At 66.9% G+C, this 14739-nt stretch carries 13 protein-coding genes; 6 read left to right on the forward strand and 7 right to left on the reverse strand.

The window, feature by feature from the left end; translation table 11 throughout:
• The first annotated feature begins 271 nt into the window (after positions 1 to 271).
• The 4 genes from folB (at position 272) to AC5P99_RS18890 (ending at position 4967) form a co-directional block, all read left to right on the forward strand.
• Entirely contained in the window at positions 272 to 625 is a 354-nt protein-coding gene (gene folB / locus AC5P99_RS18875; protein ID WP_005407807.1) for a dihydroneopterin aldolase, read from the forward strand.
• Positions 626 to 716: 91 nt separating this feature from the next.
• The gene (locus AC5P99_RS18880) at positions 717 to 1988 is read left to right on the forward strand and encodes a mechanosensitive ion channel family protein (RefSeq protein ID WP_005407808.1); all 1272 of its coding nucleotides are present in this window, start codon (positions 717 to 719) and stop codon (positions 1986 to 1988) included.
• A 128-nt stretch (positions 1989 to 2116) separates the two neighbouring features.
• Positions 2117 to 4291, forward strand: coding sequence for a glycoside hydrolase family 3 N-terminal domain-containing protein (locus AC5P99_RS18885; RefSeq protein WP_495213426.1), 2175 nt, complete (start codon positions 2117 to 2119; stop codon positions 4289 to 4291).
• Between the two features lie 130 nt (positions 4292 to 4421).
• Positions 4422 to 4967: a hypothetical protein gene (locus tag AC5P99_RS18890; RefSeq protein WP_495213427.1), complete on the forward strand. Its 546-nt coding sequence runs from the start codon at positions 4422 to 4424 to the stop codon at positions 4965 to 4967.
• A gap of 64 nt (positions 4968 to 5031) precedes the next feature.
• Here AC5P99_RS18890 and AC5P99_RS18895 read toward each other — a convergent pair whose 3' ends face one another.
• On the reverse strand, positions 5032 to 6201 hold the full coding sequence (locus AC5P99_RS18895) for a PQQ-dependent sugar dehydrogenase (RefSeq protein WP_049433370.1): 1170 nt from the start codon (positions 6199 to 6201) through the stop codon (positions 5032 to 5034).
• 168 nt (positions 6202 to 6369) lie between these two features.
• On the opposite strand from AC5P99_RS18895, the gene yiaA reads away from it, so the two are divergent.
• Positions 6370 to 6822 carry an inner membrane protein YiaA gene (gene yiaA, locus AC5P99_RS18900; protein ID WP_005407812.1) on the forward strand — a complete coding sequence of 151 codons (453 nt, stop codon included), beginning with the start codon at positions 6370 to 6372 and terminating at the stop codon, positions 6820 to 6822.
• An 87-nt stretch (positions 6823 to 6909) separates the two neighbouring features.
• Here yiaA and AC5P99_RS18905 read toward each other — a convergent pair whose 3' ends face one another.
• From AC5P99_RS18905 to AC5P99_RS18930, 6 genes are all read right to left on the reverse strand, one after another.
• A complete protein-coding gene (locus AC5P99_RS18905; protein ID WP_005412038.1) occupies positions 6910 to 7233 on the reverse strand; it encodes a hypothetical protein in 324 nt (107 codons plus the stop codon).
• Positions 7234 to 7343: 110 nt separating this feature from the next.
• A complete protein-coding gene (locus AC5P99_RS18910) occupies positions 7344 to 8645 on the reverse strand; it encodes an APC family permease (RefSeq protein WP_495213428.1) in 1302 nt (433 codons plus the stop codon).
• The gene (locus tag AC5P99_RS18915; RefSeq protein WP_285311725.1) at positions 8642 to 9403 is read right to left on the reverse strand and encodes a L,D-transpeptidase family protein; all 762 of its coding nucleotides are present in this window, start codon (positions 9401 to 9403) and stop codon (positions 8642 to 8644) included. The genes AC5P99_RS18910 and AC5P99_RS18915 overlap by 4 nt, the downstream gene beginning before the upstream one ends.
• Positions 9404 to 9418: 15 nt before the next feature.
• The gene (locus tag AC5P99_RS18920; RefSeq protein WP_099605593.1) at positions 9419 to 10267 is read right to left on the reverse strand and encodes a MurR/RpiR family transcriptional regulator; all 849 of its coding nucleotides are present in this window, start codon (positions 10265 to 10267) and stop codon (positions 9419 to 9421) included.
• Positions 10268 to 10550: 283 nt separating this feature from the next.
• The gene (locus AC5P99_RS18925) at positions 10551 to 11645 is read right to left on the reverse strand and encodes a dipeptide epimerase (protein ID WP_049448557.1); all 1095 of its coding nucleotides are present in this window, start codon (positions 11643 to 11645) and stop codon (positions 10551 to 10553) included.
• Entirely contained in the window at positions 11646 to 13082 is a 1437-nt protein-coding gene (locus AC5P99_RS18930; protein ID WP_099605775.1) for a C40 family peptidase, read from the reverse strand.
• Positions 13083 to 13214: 132 nt separating this feature from the next.
• Here AC5P99_RS18930 and AC5P99_RS18935 point away from each other — a divergent pair, with 132 nt between their 5' ends.
• A complete protein-coding gene (locus AC5P99_RS18935; protein ID WP_495213429.1) occupies positions 13215 to 14705 on the forward strand; it encodes a transglutaminase-like domain-containing protein in 1491 nt (496 codons plus the stop codon).
• Positions 14706 to 14739: the final 34 nt, after the last annotated feature.

Consider the following 14739-nt stretch of genomic DNA (forward strand, 5'->3'; position numbering starts at 1 on the left):
CAAAATTCCTGTATCGCCTTGGGCTTCCTCCAGTATGTCGTGATTGACTCTGGACCGTAGAGGAAATGAACGTCACGATCTGCATCGTGTGCTCCGGGACTCGCGGCTGGATTCCAGCTCCCCCCGGGGACGTTGAGAGGTACCAAAGGGCCCCGCTAGCAGGGCCCTTTGTTTTTTCCGGACCGCCCCACGCCGGTGGCCCGCCGCCCGTTCCGGGCAGGCTCACCGCCGTGCCGGTACCATGGCCGTCTGTATTCGGCTGGTAACCGCAATGGACAAGGTTTTCATCGAGGGGCTGACGATCGACGCCCTGATCGGCATCTACGATTGGGAGCGGCGGATCCGCCAGGACCTGGTGTTCGACCTGGAAATGGGCTTCGACAACCGTCGCCCCGCAGCCACCGATGACATCGCCCACACCCTGAACTACAAGGCGGTGAGCAAGCGCCTGGAACAGTTCGTGCGCGAGTCGGAGTTCGGCCTGGTCGAGACCCTGGCCGAACGTTGCGCGCAGATCGTGCTGGACGAATTCGATGTGAAGTGGCTGCGCCTGAAGCTGAGCAAGCCGGGCGCGGTGCGCGGCGCGCGCGCGGTGGGCGTGATCATCGAACGCACGCGGGACTGACCCGGTCGCGCCGGCCATTGGCCGGCAACCCCGGTAGTGCCGGCCGCTGGCCGGCAACCTTGGCAACAACGAAACAGACAGGAGACAACCGATGGTGGACGCGGTGGTGGCGGTACAGTGGCTGGAACGGCTGCAGAACACACTGGAACCCTATCCTGGCGCCTACCTGGCGTTGATGATCTCGGCGCTGCTGATCGCCGCTGGCCTGGCCAACTGGGTGACCAAGCGCATCCTGCTGCGCGGGCTGCGACGCCTGCTCAGCCGCCTGCCGGGCGCTGATACCGGCCGCGGCAGCCACCTGATGCGGGTGATCTCGCGTCTGTCCAATGTGGTGCCCAGCCAGGTGATCGCCTCGGGCATCCGCATCGTGCCGGACCTGCCGCCGGGGCTGGTGAGCTTCATCATCGGCGCCTGCCAGGCGTGGGCGATCCTGACCGTGGTGCTGGCCATCTCGCATGCGCTGGATGCGGCCAATGATCTCTACGAGCGCCGCCCCGAGGCACGCAACAAGCCGATCAAGGGGTACCTGCAGGTCGCCAAGATCGTCATCTTCGTGATCGCCGGCCTGTCGATCGTTGCCACCCTGGCCGGCGTCGACCTCCGCTATCTGGTCACCGGTCTCGGCGCCGCCACCGCAGTGCTGATGCTGATCTTCCAGGACACCATCCTGTCGCTGGTGGCCAGCGTACAGATCAGTGGCGATGGTCGTGTACGCATCGGTGACTGGATCGAGATGCCCAGCCAGAACGCCGATGGCGATGTGATCGACATCGCCCTGCATACCATCACCGTGCAGAACTTCGACAAGACCATCACCACCATCCCGACCAAGAAGCTGGTGACCGAGTCGTTCAAGAACTGGCGCGGCATGCAGGAGGCGGGTGGGCGCCGGATCAAGCGCGCGCTGTACCTGGACCAGCACAGCGTCGGCTTCCTGGATGAGGGCGACCTGGCCTTCCTCGGTGAATTCGCGCTGCTGCGCGACTACCTGCAGGCCAAGGAGCAGGAGCTGGGGCAGTGGAACGGGCGCCTGCGCGAGCAGGGCGTGGCCGAGGTCAACAGCCGCCGGGTGACCAACCTGGGTACCTTCCGGGCCTATGTGGAGCGCTACCTGCGCAGCCACCCGGGCATCCATACCGACATGACCCTGCTGGTACGCCAGCTGCAGCCGACCACCGAAGGCCTGCCGCTGGAGCTGTACTGCTTCACCCGCAGCACCGCCTGGGGCGAGTACGAGGCGGTGCAGTCGGACATTTTCGACCACCTGCTGGCGATCCTGCCGGCCTTCGGCCTGCGGGTGTTCCAGGCCTCCAGCGACGCCATGTTGATGGCCGGGCAGCGCCAGTTGGCCGGCTCGGAGTAAGCTGCGGTGCCCCCGGCGGGGCCATACGGACCCCGCTGGTGGCTGAAACTGAATGAACAAACCCCTCGCCAAATCGTCCGGGATCGCTAGAATGCCGGGCTTGTAAACGTTTTCATCAAGGACTGCCGGTGGCCTCCGATCGCATCGAATCCCTCATTGCCCAGATGACCGTCGAGGAAAAGGTCGGCCAGCTGGGTGTCTTCGCGGACATGGTCCGCCCGTTCGCCCCGGACGTGAACCCGGAAGCCAACGTGCGCAATGCCGACCAGGTGCTGCAGCAGGTGCGCGAGGGCAAGGTCGGCTCGCTGTTCAATGGTGTGGGCGCCGAACTGGGCCGCCGGATCCAGCAGGTCGCCACCGAAGAGAGCCGCCTGGGCATCCCGGTGATCCTGGCGGCCGACGTCATCCACGGCATGCGCACCGTGTTCCCGATTCCGCTGGGCGAGGCCGCCAGCTTCGAGCCGGCGCTGGCCGAGCGCACCGCGCGCGCCACCGCCATCGAGGCCACCGCTGCCGGCCTGCACTGGACCTATGCCCCGGCCGTGGACATCGCCCGCGACCAGCGCTGGGGCCGTGGCGCCGAAGGTGCCGGTGAGGACGTGGTGCTGGGCTGTGCCTTTGCCGCCGCCCGCGTGCGCGGCTTCCAGGGCAGCGACCTGCGCGCCGCCGATTCGCTGCTGGCCACGCCGAAGCACTTCGCCGCCTATGGCGCGGTGATGGCCGGCATGGAATACAACATGGTGGACATTTCGCCGCAGACCCTGCGCGACGTGCACCTGCCGCCGTTCAAGGCGGCCTTCGACGCCGGCGCGATCACCGTGATGTCCTCGTTCAACGACATCAACGGCGTGCCGGCCAGTGCCAACGCCGAACTGCTGACCGACATCCTGCGCGGTGAATGGAAGTTCCCGGGCGTGGTGATCTCCGACTACACCGCCGATATGGAACTGGTCGCGCACGGCTATGCTGCCGACGACCGCGATGCCACTGCCAAGGCGTTCACCGCCGGCCTGGACCTGAGCATGCAGAGCGGCTTCTACGCCGAGCACCTGCCGGGCCTGGTCGAGAGCGGCGAGGTGCCGATGGCGGTGCTGGATGAGGGCGTGCGCCGCATCCTGTGGCTGAAGGAAACCATCGGCCTGTTCGACGACCCGTACCGTTCGCTGGACCCGGCGCGCGAAGCCGATAACTCGTACCTCGCCGCGCATGACGAACTGTCGCGCGATGCCGCGCGCCGTTCGATCGTGCTGCTGAACAACCGTGACAACGTGCTGCCGCTGCAGAAGACCGGGCAGAAGATCGCGCTGATCGGCCCGTTCGTGCAGGACCGCGAGAACATTGAAGGCTGCTGGACCCTGTTCGGCGACAAGCAGCGTTACGTGGACCTGGAAACCGGCGTGCGCGCCGCCATCGGCGATGAAGCGCTGCTGGAGATCGTGCCGGGCTGCGAACTGGAAACTGCCATTCCGGGCGGCACCGAAGCAGCGGTGGCTGCCGCGCTGCGCGCCGACGTGGTGGTGCTGGCGCTGGGCGAACCGCAGCGCTACAGCGGTGAAGCGCAGTCGCGCGTGGAGATCACCCTGCCGCCGGCACAGCAGGCACTGGCCGAGGCGGTGGCGATGACCGGCAAGCCGCTGGTGGTGCTGCTGCGCAACGGCCGCGCGCTGGCATTGCAGGGTGCGGTGCGCAATGCGCAGGCCGTGGCGGTGACCTGGTACCTGGGCACGCAGACCGGTCATGCCGTGGCTGATGTGCTGTTCGGCGACTACAGCCCGTCCGGCCGCCTGCCGGTCAGCTTCCCACAGGTGTCCGGCCAGCAGCCGTACTTCTACAACCACCCGCGCACCGGTCGCCCGGAACTGCCGACCATGTCGGAGTTCAAGGCTCGCTGGCGCGAGATTCCGAACGAGCCGCTGTACCCGTTCGGCCACGGCATCGGTTACACCACCTTCGCCTACGGCGTGCCGCAGCTGAGTGCGGCGCAGCTCGGCTGGGACGACACCCTGACCATCACCACCACGCTGACCAATACCGGCGACGTGGCCGGCGAGGAAGTGGTGCAGCTGTACATCCACGACCGCGTGGCCAGCCGCGTGCGTCCGGTGCGTGAACTGAAGGACTTCCGCAAGGTGGCACTGCAGCCAGGCGAGTCGACCGACGTGGTGTTCACCCTCACCCGCGAGCAGCTGGCCTTCACCGGCCGTGACGGCGTGCTGCGTGCCGAACCGGGCCACTTCGACCTGTGGGTCTGCGCGTCCTCGACGGCCGGCGAAGCCGTGCAGTTCGAGCTGCTGAAGGCCTGATCGAAGAAAAAGGGGACGGAGGGGATTAAGTCGTTTGTGCCACTAACGACTTAATCCCCTCCGTCCCCTTTTTGTTGTCCTCACCGCGGCGGCGCTACCATCGGGCTCCCTGTTTCGATGGAGTGCGCGCATGCGCCGGATGGCTTGTCTGATTCCCGCCCTGATGCTGGCCGCCTGTTCGCAGCCGGCGGCACCGCCGGCCGAGCCTGCGGCGGATGCACCGCCGCCGATGCAGGCCAGCGCCCCGGCAACGCCTGCGGCATCTGCCACTGAACCCGCTGCTTCGGCACCGGCCGCGCCCGCAGCGGAAGCGCCCGCCGAAGACGCACGCGCGCGCATCGAAACGCTGCTTGGCGATGCGGCGCAGTTCGAGAAGGTCTTCAATGCGTTCAAGGCCGCCGTGGTTGGCGGCGATCGCGCTGCGGTGGTCGAGGAAGTGCGCTTTCCATTGAACGTCGGTAGCGGAAAGAAGATCACCGGCCCCGGTGAGTTCCAGCGCAACTACGAGAAGATCATCACCCCGGCGGTGGTCAAGGCGGTGTCCGAGCAGGATTTCGGCAAGGTGTTCGTCAACCAGCAGGGCGTGATGATCGGCAGCGGCCAGGTGTGGTTGAACGGGCAGTGCCTGGATCAGGCCTGCACGAAGACCGAGGTGAAGGTCATCACCATCCAATGAACGCAGACGGCCCCGCGTGCGGGGCCGTTGCGGACAAACGTGCCGGCCAGCGGCCGGCACTACCTCAGGTGCTCGGGGTGAGCTTCAGCAGGCGCGCCTTGCTGCCGTCTTCCAGCAGCCACAGGGCGCCATCCGGGCCCTGTTCCACTTCGCGGATGCGCTCGCCCATGTTGAAGCGTTCGGCTTCGCGCGCGCTGTCGCCGTCGAAAGCCACGCGCACCAGCGAGGTGGAGGACAGGCCGCCGATGAAGCCGCTGCCCTTCCACTGCGGGAACAGGTTGCCGCTGTAGATCACGAAGCCGGCCGGCGAGATCACCGGCGTCCAGGTCACCTTCGGCGCGGCGAATTCCGGGCGCGTGTCGTGGTCGGGAATCGGCCGGCCGTCGTAATGGTCACCATTGGAAACGATCGGGTAGCCGTAGTTGGCGCCGCGCACGATCAGGTTCAGTTCGTCACCGCCGGCCGGGCCCATCTCGTGTGCCCACAGCTTGCCGTTGGCATCGAAGGCCATGCCGAGGATGTTGCGGTGGCCCAGTGACCACACCTGCGCGGCCACGCCGCCCTGCGAGGCGAACGGGTTGTCGGCGGGCAGGCTGCCATCATCGTTGAGGCGGATGATCTTGCCGAGGTTGCCGCCCATGTCCTGCGCCGGATCGAACTTCTGGCGCTCGCTGGAGCTGATCCACAGCTTGCCGTCCGGGCCGAAAGCAAGGCGATGGCCGTAGTGGCCTTCACCACTCACCTTCGGGCTCTGTCGCCAGATCACCTTCAGGTCCTTCAGCTGGCCGGCACCGTTGGCATCCAGCGCCAGCGTGGCACGGGCCACGGCAGCGCCGCGGGTGTCCAGCGTGCCTTCCTCGGCATAGCTGAGATAGATCACGTGGTTGCTCGCGAATTGCGGGTGCAGGATCACGTCACCGAAGCCGCCCTGGCCGCCGTAAGCGACCTTCGGAACGCCGGTAATCTCGTGCTTCTGGCCGCTGGCCAGGTCCAGGTGCTGCAGCTTGCCGCGCTTTTCGGTGACCAGCAGGCTGCCGTCCGGCAGGAAGGTCATCGCCCACGGCTGGTCGAACCGGCTGATTTCGGTGGCGGTGAACGGGCGCTGGTCGGCAGTGGTGGAGGCTGCGGGCGCTGCGGTCTGGGCGCCGTTGGCGGCCGGGTCGGCGGCATTGCAGGCGGAGGTGGCAAGGATCGGCACCAGGCCGAGGGCGAGCAGCAGGGGCGTGCGGGTCATGGGTATCTCCAGTGCGGGGATGCGGATGGCCGGGCTGTCCCTTGTATACCACCGGCGCCGTGAGCGTCGTGGCCCGAAGGTCCTGCGACCCCTGTGCGAGCGCGGCGGGATCGTCTAGGGTGGGCACGCCCGGGCAAAGCGTGCCCGTCTGCCTGCCAAGGATCTGCAATGAACACTGCCATGCCCCACAAGCCCTCCACCGCCTTCATCGCCGCCTCATGGGTGGCCCTGCTGCTGGGTGCGGCGGCCTACCTGATCGGTCTGTTCAACGCCACGATGGCGCTCAACGAAAAGGGCTACTACCTGACCCTGCTGCTGTTCGGCCTGTTCGCAGCGGTGTCGCTGCAGAAGAGCGTGCGTGACCGCGTCGAGGGCATTCCGGTGAGTGGCCTGTACTACGCGCTGTGCTGGTTCGCACTGCTGTCGGCGTTGATGCTGCTGCTGGTTGGCCTGTGGAATGCCACGCTGGCACCGAGCGAGAAGGGTTTCTACGGCATGGCGTATGCACTGTCGCTGTTCGGCGCGGTGGCGGTGCAGAAGAACACCCGCGACCTGATCGCCGCCGGTGGCGGTGAGAGCAAGCGCAGCGCGGTCGTGCCGCCGCTGCCGGAACAGGAGTGAATGTGTAGAGCCGGGCCCATGCTCGGCTGTCCTGCGGCGTTTGTTGAGTCGAGCCGAGCGTAGGCTCGGCTCGACAAAAGCGTGGCGCTATCGCTTCAACAACGGATCCGCCTGCTGCGCGTCCTCCCAGCCACGGCGCACGGCATTGCGTGCCTGCGCCCATTCCAGCCGGCTGCGGCCACGCTCGCTGGCCCAGCGCGACTCCAGTTCAGCTTCGACCTGTTCGTAGGCGCGGATCATGTCCTGCGCACGCGCGGCATGGCCGATGCGGTAAGCCGGTTCATAGTCCTCGAAGAACAGCTGGTCGTCGTAGTACGGTTCGGCGGTGTAGCGTTCGCGCCAGTAGTTGCTGACCGCATCGCGCGGCGTGCTGTCGTCCGGTACGCGGCCGGGGATCTGGTACTCGGTCATGGAAGGCTCCGTTGTGGACGAAGCCTGATCCTGCCTGTGTGGCGGTTAACGGCCCGGTCCGGCAGCGTGATCACCAGATCAATCCGCCGGGCATGGCCCGGCGCTATCGGTCATCCGGCGTCGGCATCTTTTCGCGGCAGCTTGTAGATCACCGCGCCGATGGCGAACGCCACCAGCGCAGCAGCGATGTTCTGCCAGCTGGCACTGGCGAACAGCGCCAGGCACAGCAGCAGCGCGAGTACCGGAATCAGCGGGCCACCCGGCAGTTTCAGTGCGCCCGGCCGGTCCGCATAGCGCTTGGCCAGCACCAGTACCGCAGCGGCCGTTCCGATGTAGGCGAACAGGCGCGTGGTCATCGACAGCAGGGCCAGCTGCACGAACGAACCGGACAGGGCCAGGCCCAGTGCGATCAAACCCTGGCACAGGATCGACGCGGCTGGCGTGTGGAAGCGCGGATGCACCTGCGCCAGGATCTTCGGCCCATAGCCATCGCGGGCCAGTGCGAACAGGAAGCGTGGGCCCATCATCATCGTGTTGCTGTTGGTGCCGAGGATGGAGATGGTCGCGCCTACGGTGAGGATCAGCGCCAGTGCTTCGCCGCAGAAGCCGGCAGCGGCATCGGCCAGCGGCGTGGCCGAGCTGGCCAGACCAGCCAGCGTGCCCTGTGCCACCACCTGCACCGCGCCGTAGATGACGGTGACGGTGATGATCATGGTGATCAGCGCGAACGGAATATCGCGACGCGGATTACGGTACTCGCCGGCGGCGGCCGGGATGTTCTCGAAGCCGGCGTAGGCGTACAGCAGCAGCAACGCGGCCTCGCCCATGCGCTGCAGGTCGTGCGGGTCGGGGCGCTGGCCGGAGAAGGCCAGCTGCGGGTCGATATAGAACGCACCGATGGCCACGAACAGCAGCAGCGGCAACATCTTGCCGATCACCAGCACCACGCCGGTGCGCGCGGCCGAGCGCACGCCGATGATGTTGACGCCGGTGAGGAAGCCCAGCGACACCACGATCACTGCGATGCGCCCCATGCCGGCACCGGCCCACGGCCAGAAACGCGCGACCGCATCGGCCAGCGCGTTGCTGAGTGCGGCCGCCGAGCTGATGCGGGTCAGCCAGATCATCCAGCCGATCTCGAACCCGGCGAAGCGCCCGAACGCCTCGCGTGCATACAGGTAGCTGCCACCGGGCTCGTCGAAATAGCTGGCGGCCTGCGCGTAGCACAGCACCAGCAGCGCCACGACGATACCGGCGGCGACCACGCCCCACAGGCTGAAGGGGCCGAGCAGGGCGACGGTGGCGGCCGGCAGCAGGTAGATGCCGCTGCCGATCACATCGTTGATCGAGAGGCCGACGATCTGCCAGCGGCTGACCGCGCGCTGCAGCTGCGGTTCGTCCTGCGCGCTCAACGGGCGTCTCCGCGCAGTGCGGGCAGTTGCCACTGGGCCTGCAGGCGCGTGTACTCGGCGCGCGGCAGCAGCACGAAGCGCGGCGCATCCTGCGGCCGCAACCAGTCCAGCAGGGCCTGCATGCGGGCCTGCGGCATGGCGGTGCAGCCGGCCGTGGCCTCACCGGGTTGGCGCCACAGATGGGCGAAGATGCAGCTGCCCTTGCCGGGCTGGTTGTCCGGGTTGTGGGCGATCACGAAGCCTTCCTGGTAACGCACGTCGCCCTTGTTGTGCAGATCCAGCCGCATCGGCTCGGTGGAGCCTTCCACAACTGCCTTGCCGACCTTCTTCGCGTCGACGATGCGGTTATAGAACGGCGACGCCGGCACATCCATGCAGTAGCTGCTGTCGAGCATCGGCTGGTAGGGCATGGCGGTGCCGGGGCGGGTGACGGCATAGCCGAACGCGCTGCCGAGCGCGAACACGCCTGCCGGGCTGCGGCCATCGCCTTCCTGCTTCTGCGGGCCATCGGCCTGCGCCGGGTGCAGGCCCAGGCCCCAGGCGCTGCCGGTGCGGCCCAGTGCCACCGGGAACGCCTCTCCATGTGCGTGCCAGCCCTTGCCATCACGCACATAGGCCTGCAGCTGGCCCTGTGTGCTGTCCCAGCTTTCGCTGGTGACCACGATCAGCTGGCGCGCACCCTGCAGCGGCGCAGCGTGGACGGATGCCGCCGCGGCAAGCAGCAGTGCAGCGGTAGCGAGACGGACCAGCGATTTCATCAACAGGTGCTCCGGTCAGGAATCCAGCAGGTGGTCGATCCGCTCCAGGTTCACCGCCAGCTGCTGCCGGCGGTCCGGATTGGTGTGGCAGAGCAGCACGAACAGGAAATCGAGCAGGGCGTGCATGGCGCTACGGTACAGCAGCTGCGCGACCTGCGGCGTGCGCTCGTGCGCACACACCACCAGCGCTGCGTCAGCATGCGCGCGCAGCGGGTTGGCGGTATGGCGGGTGATGGAAATCACCTTGCCACCCATGTCCTGGAACTGGCGCGACAGCTGCGAAAGCTGAGGCAGGTTGCCGAATTCGGAGAACACCAGCAGCGCATCACCGGGGCGCGCGGCCGACAGGTTGGCCAGCATCAGGATCGGGTCGGTATGCGGCACCACCAGCAGGCCGAGCAGCGACAGCCGCATGGCGAACTCGCGGGCATACAGGCCGTCGTCACCCAGGCCGTACACGAACAGCTTGGGCGCGCCGTCGAGCAGCTGCACGATGCGCTCGATTTCCTTGCGTGGGTTGGCCTGGCGGGTTTCCTCTTCGGCCTGCGCCTTGCTGCGGCGCAGGGTGTCGCCCAGGCGCAGGTAGTCGTCGCCGCTGTCGGGTTCGCTGGGGGCCTGCTGCGGATCGGCGCCAGCACGGGCGACATCCTGGCCGATGGAGTACTTCAGGTCCGGGTAGCCCTTGAAGCCGAGCTTCTGGCTGAACTTCACCACGCTGGACTGGCTGATGCCCAGCGCGCTGGCCAGTTGCTGGGACGAGTAGTCGCGCAGCAGGTGGGCGTTGTCGAGGATGAAGTCGGCGATGCGTCGCTCGATGGCCGACATCTGCCCGCGCTCGGAACGGATCTTCAGCAGGGGCGGCATGCGGGGTGTCCGGGCATGTGTAGGCGCGTTGCGGTTGGCAGCGTAGAGCGTGCCATGGAATGGGTCGGGCGGGTTCCAGCCGCGAAGAGGTTACGGAGTGCAGTTGTTGCCTTTGACGTCGAGTCCGCCTTCAAGCGAACCGAGCACCGCAGGGCACCGACGTGCGCAGCACGTCGGCTCGCGGCCGGCGGAGCGTTTCTTTTGGTTATTTTTCTTTTCGCGAAAAGAAAAGTAACGCGCGACCCAGCGTCAGTGGCGCGCAACGTCAGCCGCAAGGCAGAAATCACCCCAGCATCTCCAGCCCACGCACCTCAGTAATGCCCAGCCCCGGCACGTCGCTGATGCTGATCTCCGATTCGTTGAAATGCACGCCGCCGCTGACCGGGTCGAACTGGCCCAGCGAGGGACCGTCGAGGTCAACCTTGGTGATCACGTCGCTCTTGGCCACGGCCAGGTGCACGGCGGCGGCCACGCTGATGCTCGACTCGATCATGCAGCCGATCATGCACGGCACGCCGTAGATGCCAGCGATGTCGGCGATGCGGATCGCGTTGGACAGGCCTCCGGTCTTCATCAGCTTGATGTTGATGATGTCGGCCGCGCGCTGCTGGATCAGGTCCATCACCTGGCTGGGACTGAACACGCTCTCGTCGGCCATCACCGGCGTGTTGACGCGATCGGTGACGTACTTCAGGCCGCTGATGTCAGCCGCCTTCACCGGCTGCTCCAGCAGCTCGAGCACCACGCCCGCTTCTTCCAGCGTACGCATCGCATGCACCGCCTGCTTGGCGGTCCAGCCCTGGTTGGCATCCAGTCGCAGCAGGGCGCGGCCTTCCACGGCGGCATGGATCGCCTTGACCCGTTCGATGTCCAGGCCGATGTCCTTGCCGACCTTGATCTTCAGCGACTCGAAGCCGCGCTCGATGGCCGACAGCGAATCGGCCACCATCTTGTCGATGTAGTCCACGCTGATGGTGATGTCGGTGGTGATCACCGGGTCGCCACCACCGAGCATCTGGTACAGCGGCGCACCGTGCAGCTGCGCCCACAGGTCGTACAGCGCGATCTCCACCGCTGCCTTGGCGCTGGTGTTGCGCTCCATCGCGGTCTGCACCAGCGTGCACAGATGGTTGAGGTTGACCACGTCCTGGCCGATCAGGCGCGGGGCGATGAAGTGGCGGATCGCTTCGATGATCGAGCCGTGCGTATCGCCGGTGATCACCGCGGTGGCCGGGGCTTCACCGTAACCGGTGGTGCCGGTGTCGGTGCGGATCAGCACCACCACGTCCTCCACGGTTTCCACCGTGCGCAGGGCAGTCTTGAACGGCGTCTTCAGCGGCACGCGCAGCATGCCCAGTTCGATGGCAGTGATCTTCATTCAGGGGGTCTTGGCCCGCAGGCGCTGGATGTTGGTGATGCGGTCGATGTAGCGGACGGTATCGCTGGCCATCATCGGCTCCAGCGGCGTGACCGAAACACCATTGAGATGGGCCTGCACACGTCTGCCGTCGGCACCGAACCAGCTGCCGCCCGCCGTATCGTGGATCACCCAGGTGTGGCCGTCGACGTGGCCAATGGCCATCATCACGTGGCCGGGGATGTAGACCAGGTCGCCGACCTGTAGTTCGGTGACCGCACGGTCGCGCGCGGCCTTGCCGACATTGTCGGTGAACGGCAGGCGATCCAGTGCCGGGCTGACCGCCTGTGCACTGGTATTGCGCGGCAGCAGCACGCCGAAGCTGCGGTAGATCTCGGAGACGAACCCGCTGCAGTCACGGGTGTCGTAGTCATGGCCCCAGCCGTAGCGTTCGCCCAGGAACTTGAAGGCCTGCTGCAGCAGCAGGCGCGGGGTCAGTGGCAGGTAGTCGGCGGCGGTGTCCTGCGAGCGCGGCAGCAGCGCCGGTACGAGCTTCAGACGCCCATCGGCCTCGCGCACCGGCAACTGCACCACCCACGAGGCATGCGCCTGCTGGCCGTTCACCGGCTCTGACGCAGGCCAGTCGGCCAGCACCGGCAGGCGCACGCCCATATCCAGCTGCAGGCGCGAGACGCGCGGTTCTTCCGGGGTGTAGACGGTCTGCGCCGTGGCACCGGTGATGATGCGGTACGGTCCCTTCGCGCCGTAGCCGAGCACCGTGGCCTTGTCGCCGCTGGCGATGGCGTCGGCTTCGATCCACGCGCTGTAGCGCTCGCTGTGCACGAACAGCCAGCGGCCGTCGGCACTGCGGTGAACCACCGCGACCTTGTCGCCGGGGAACAGCGCCGATTCCTGGAAGCGGTCGATGTCGGTGTCACCGGCGGTGCTGAAGACGCGCTCGCGGGTGGGGAAGGTACGCAGTGCCGCGCGCTTCACCACCAGCCCATAGGCCGGTGCCACCTGGGCAGGAATCGCATCGAGGCCGAGGTTGGCTTCGATGCCGCTGCGCAGCGCGGGGGCGATGGCCTGGCCCGTCTCGTTGAACAGTGCACGCGTGGGCCAGCTGGACAGCGCGCTGATGCTGGCACGCACCGTCGCCGCATCAAGCTGGGCGGGCAGTGTGGCGATGTCCTGGATATGGCTGTCCTGCGCCCGCATCCGCGCGTTCTGCGCCTCGACCTGCGCGCGATCCAGAATCGGCGCATCAGCGTTGTCCAGGCGCGCGGCCCAGTACTGCGGGGTGAGGTAGGCCTCGTGCAGGCCGATCACATAGGGCAGCGGCGCACCCGGGTCGGGCGGTGGTGCCGCCTGTGCAAAGGCCGGTGCGGCCAGCAGGCACAGGGCCAGGGTCAACCGGCGCGGCCAACGCCGGTGCGGTTCGCGGGAAGCCAGGCTCATGCGGTGCACACCCTCCTCGAATGCCTGTTGGAATATTTATTCCTTTTGGCATCGAAAGCAAGAATAAATTATTGACCGGCATCCCGGCCCGTGTTACACAGCCGTTACCACCCGCGCTGGGGAAGTGTCGCTGTGGAGTCTGCCGTTCGCAAACCGCGTCTGCCTGCTGCTGCCGGCCTGTGTGCCGCGCTGCTGCTGTGGGTGTGGTCGGCGGGAGCGGAACCGCCGCCCTCGGCCGTCCAGTTTGCGCGCGTCGTGCAGATGATCGACGCGGGACGGTTCTTTGAAGCTCACAGCGAACTGAACACCTGGTCGGCCGCCGACGCGGCGGAGCCTGGCGTCAGTTTCGACGACATCGCGTTCCAGGAAGAACGCATGCGCCGCATCCGCCTGGATTTTTCCCTCGACGAAACCGCCGCCAAGTCCGCCGTGCGCCGCTGGATTCCCGGCCTCACCGACGAGGAATTCGCGCGCTGGGACCAGCTCGGCCTGATTGAACACCTCGATATCGACGGCACGCGCTGGTACTTCAAGCGCGCACCGTCGAACCTGTTCCTGCTCAGCGATGAGGCGCGCGCACGCCGCCGCGCGGATGCACCGATGCCGCCTCCGGGCCCGAACGAGGTGCTCAACGCGCACCATGCGCACGTGCTTGCCGCGGCCCAGCAGAGTGGCCAGGCGTCGGTACTGCCGCAGCGCATTGAATTCACCCAGTCGCTCACGGTGAAGGCCGACGCCGTACCGGCCGGCGAAACCGTGCGCGCCTGGATTCCGTACCCGCGCGAGATTCCGGGCCAGCAGGAGCAGGTGCAGTGGCTGGGCAGCAGCCCGGGCAAGGCGCGGGTGGCACCGGCCAGCACCTTGCAACGCACGGCCTATCTGGAAGCCAAAGCGGTGGCCGGGCAGCCGACCCGCTTCGAGGTCCGCTACGCGGTCACGATCTTCGCGCGGCATACCGCGATCGATCCCGCCAAGGTGCAGGCCACACCGAACGATCCCGCATTGAAGCCCTACCTGGCCGAAGAGCTGCCGCATGTGCGCTTCACCCCCGCGCTGAAGCTGTTCTCCGACCAGGTGCTGCAGGGCGAGGCGCGCCCGTATGAAGTAGTGCGCAAGCTGTTCGCGGCGATCGATCGCATTCCATGGGCGGGCGCGCGCGAATACTCCACGCTCAGCAACATCAGCGATTACGCCCTGCGCGCTGGCCATGCCGACTGCGGCCAGCAGACCCTGCTGCTGATCGCATTGCTCCGCATGAACGGCATTCCCGCGCGCTGGCAGTCGGGGATGGTGTTCTCCGACGATGGCAGCGGCTACAACAACCTGCATGATTGGGGGCAGGTCCACCTGGCGCCCTACGGCTGGCTGCCGATGGACGTGACCACCGGCGCGCTGGCCAGCGATGCGCCTGCACTGCGCAATTTCTATCTGGGTGGCCTCGACGGCTACCGCATCGCCTTCAACGACGATTTCGGCCAGCCCTTCGTGCCGGCCAAGCAGCATTACCGCTCGGAAACGGTCGACTCGCAGCGCGGCGAGGCCGAGTGGGCAGGCGGCAACCTGTACTTCGACCAATGGAGCTACGACTTCCAGTGGCGGGTACTGCCAGCCGGGCAACGCTAGCGCGACACATCGCAACTCACACCATTCAATTCTT

This window comes from Stenotrophomonas sp. YJH_SMC_80 (assembly GCF_059372495.1).

What these genes read in the sequence shown, in the direction of transcription:
- folB (WP_005407807.1), top strand. Translation starts at nt 272, where the DNA reads ATGGACAAGGTTTTCATCGAGGGGCTGACGATCGACGCCCTGATCGGC.
- AC5P99_RS18880 (WP_005407808.1), top strand. Translation starts at nt 717, where the DNA reads ATGGTGGACGCGGTGGTGGCGGTACAGTGGCTGGAACGGCTGCAGAAC.
- AC5P99_RS18890 (WP_495213427.1), top strand. Translation starts at nt 4,422, where the DNA reads ATGCGCCGGATGGCTTGTCTGATTCCCGCCCTGATGCTGGCCGCCTGT.
- AC5P99_RS18895 (WP_049433370.1), bottom strand. Translation starts at nt 6,201, where the DNA reads ATGACCCGCACGCCCCTGCTGCTCGCCCTCGGCCTGGTGCCGATCCTT.
- yiaA (WP_005407812.1), top strand. Translation starts at nt 6,370, where the DNA reads ATGAACACTGCCATGCCCCACAAGCCCTCCACCGCCTTCATCGCCGCC.
- AC5P99_RS18905 (WP_005412038.1), bottom strand. Translation starts at nt 7,233, where the DNA reads ATGACCGAGTACCAGATCCCCGGCCGCGTACCGGACGACAGCACGCCG.
- AC5P99_RS18915 (WP_285311725.1), bottom strand. Translation starts at nt 9,403, where the DNA reads ATGAAATCGCTGGTCCGTCTCGCTACCGCTGCACTGCTGCTTGCCGCG.
- AC5P99_RS18920 (WP_099605593.1), bottom strand. Translation starts at nt 10,267, where the DNA reads ATGCCGCCCCTGCTGAAGATCCGTTCCGAGCGCGGGCAGATGTCGGCC.
- AC5P99_RS18925 (WP_049448557.1), bottom strand. Translation starts at nt 11,645, where the DNA reads ATGAAGATCACTGCCATCGAACTGGGCATGCTGCGCGTGCCGCTGAAG.
- AC5P99_RS18930 (WP_099605775.1), bottom strand. Translation starts at nt 13,082, where the DNA reads ATGAGCCTGGCTTCCCGCGAACCGCACCGGCGTTGGCCGCGCCGGTTG.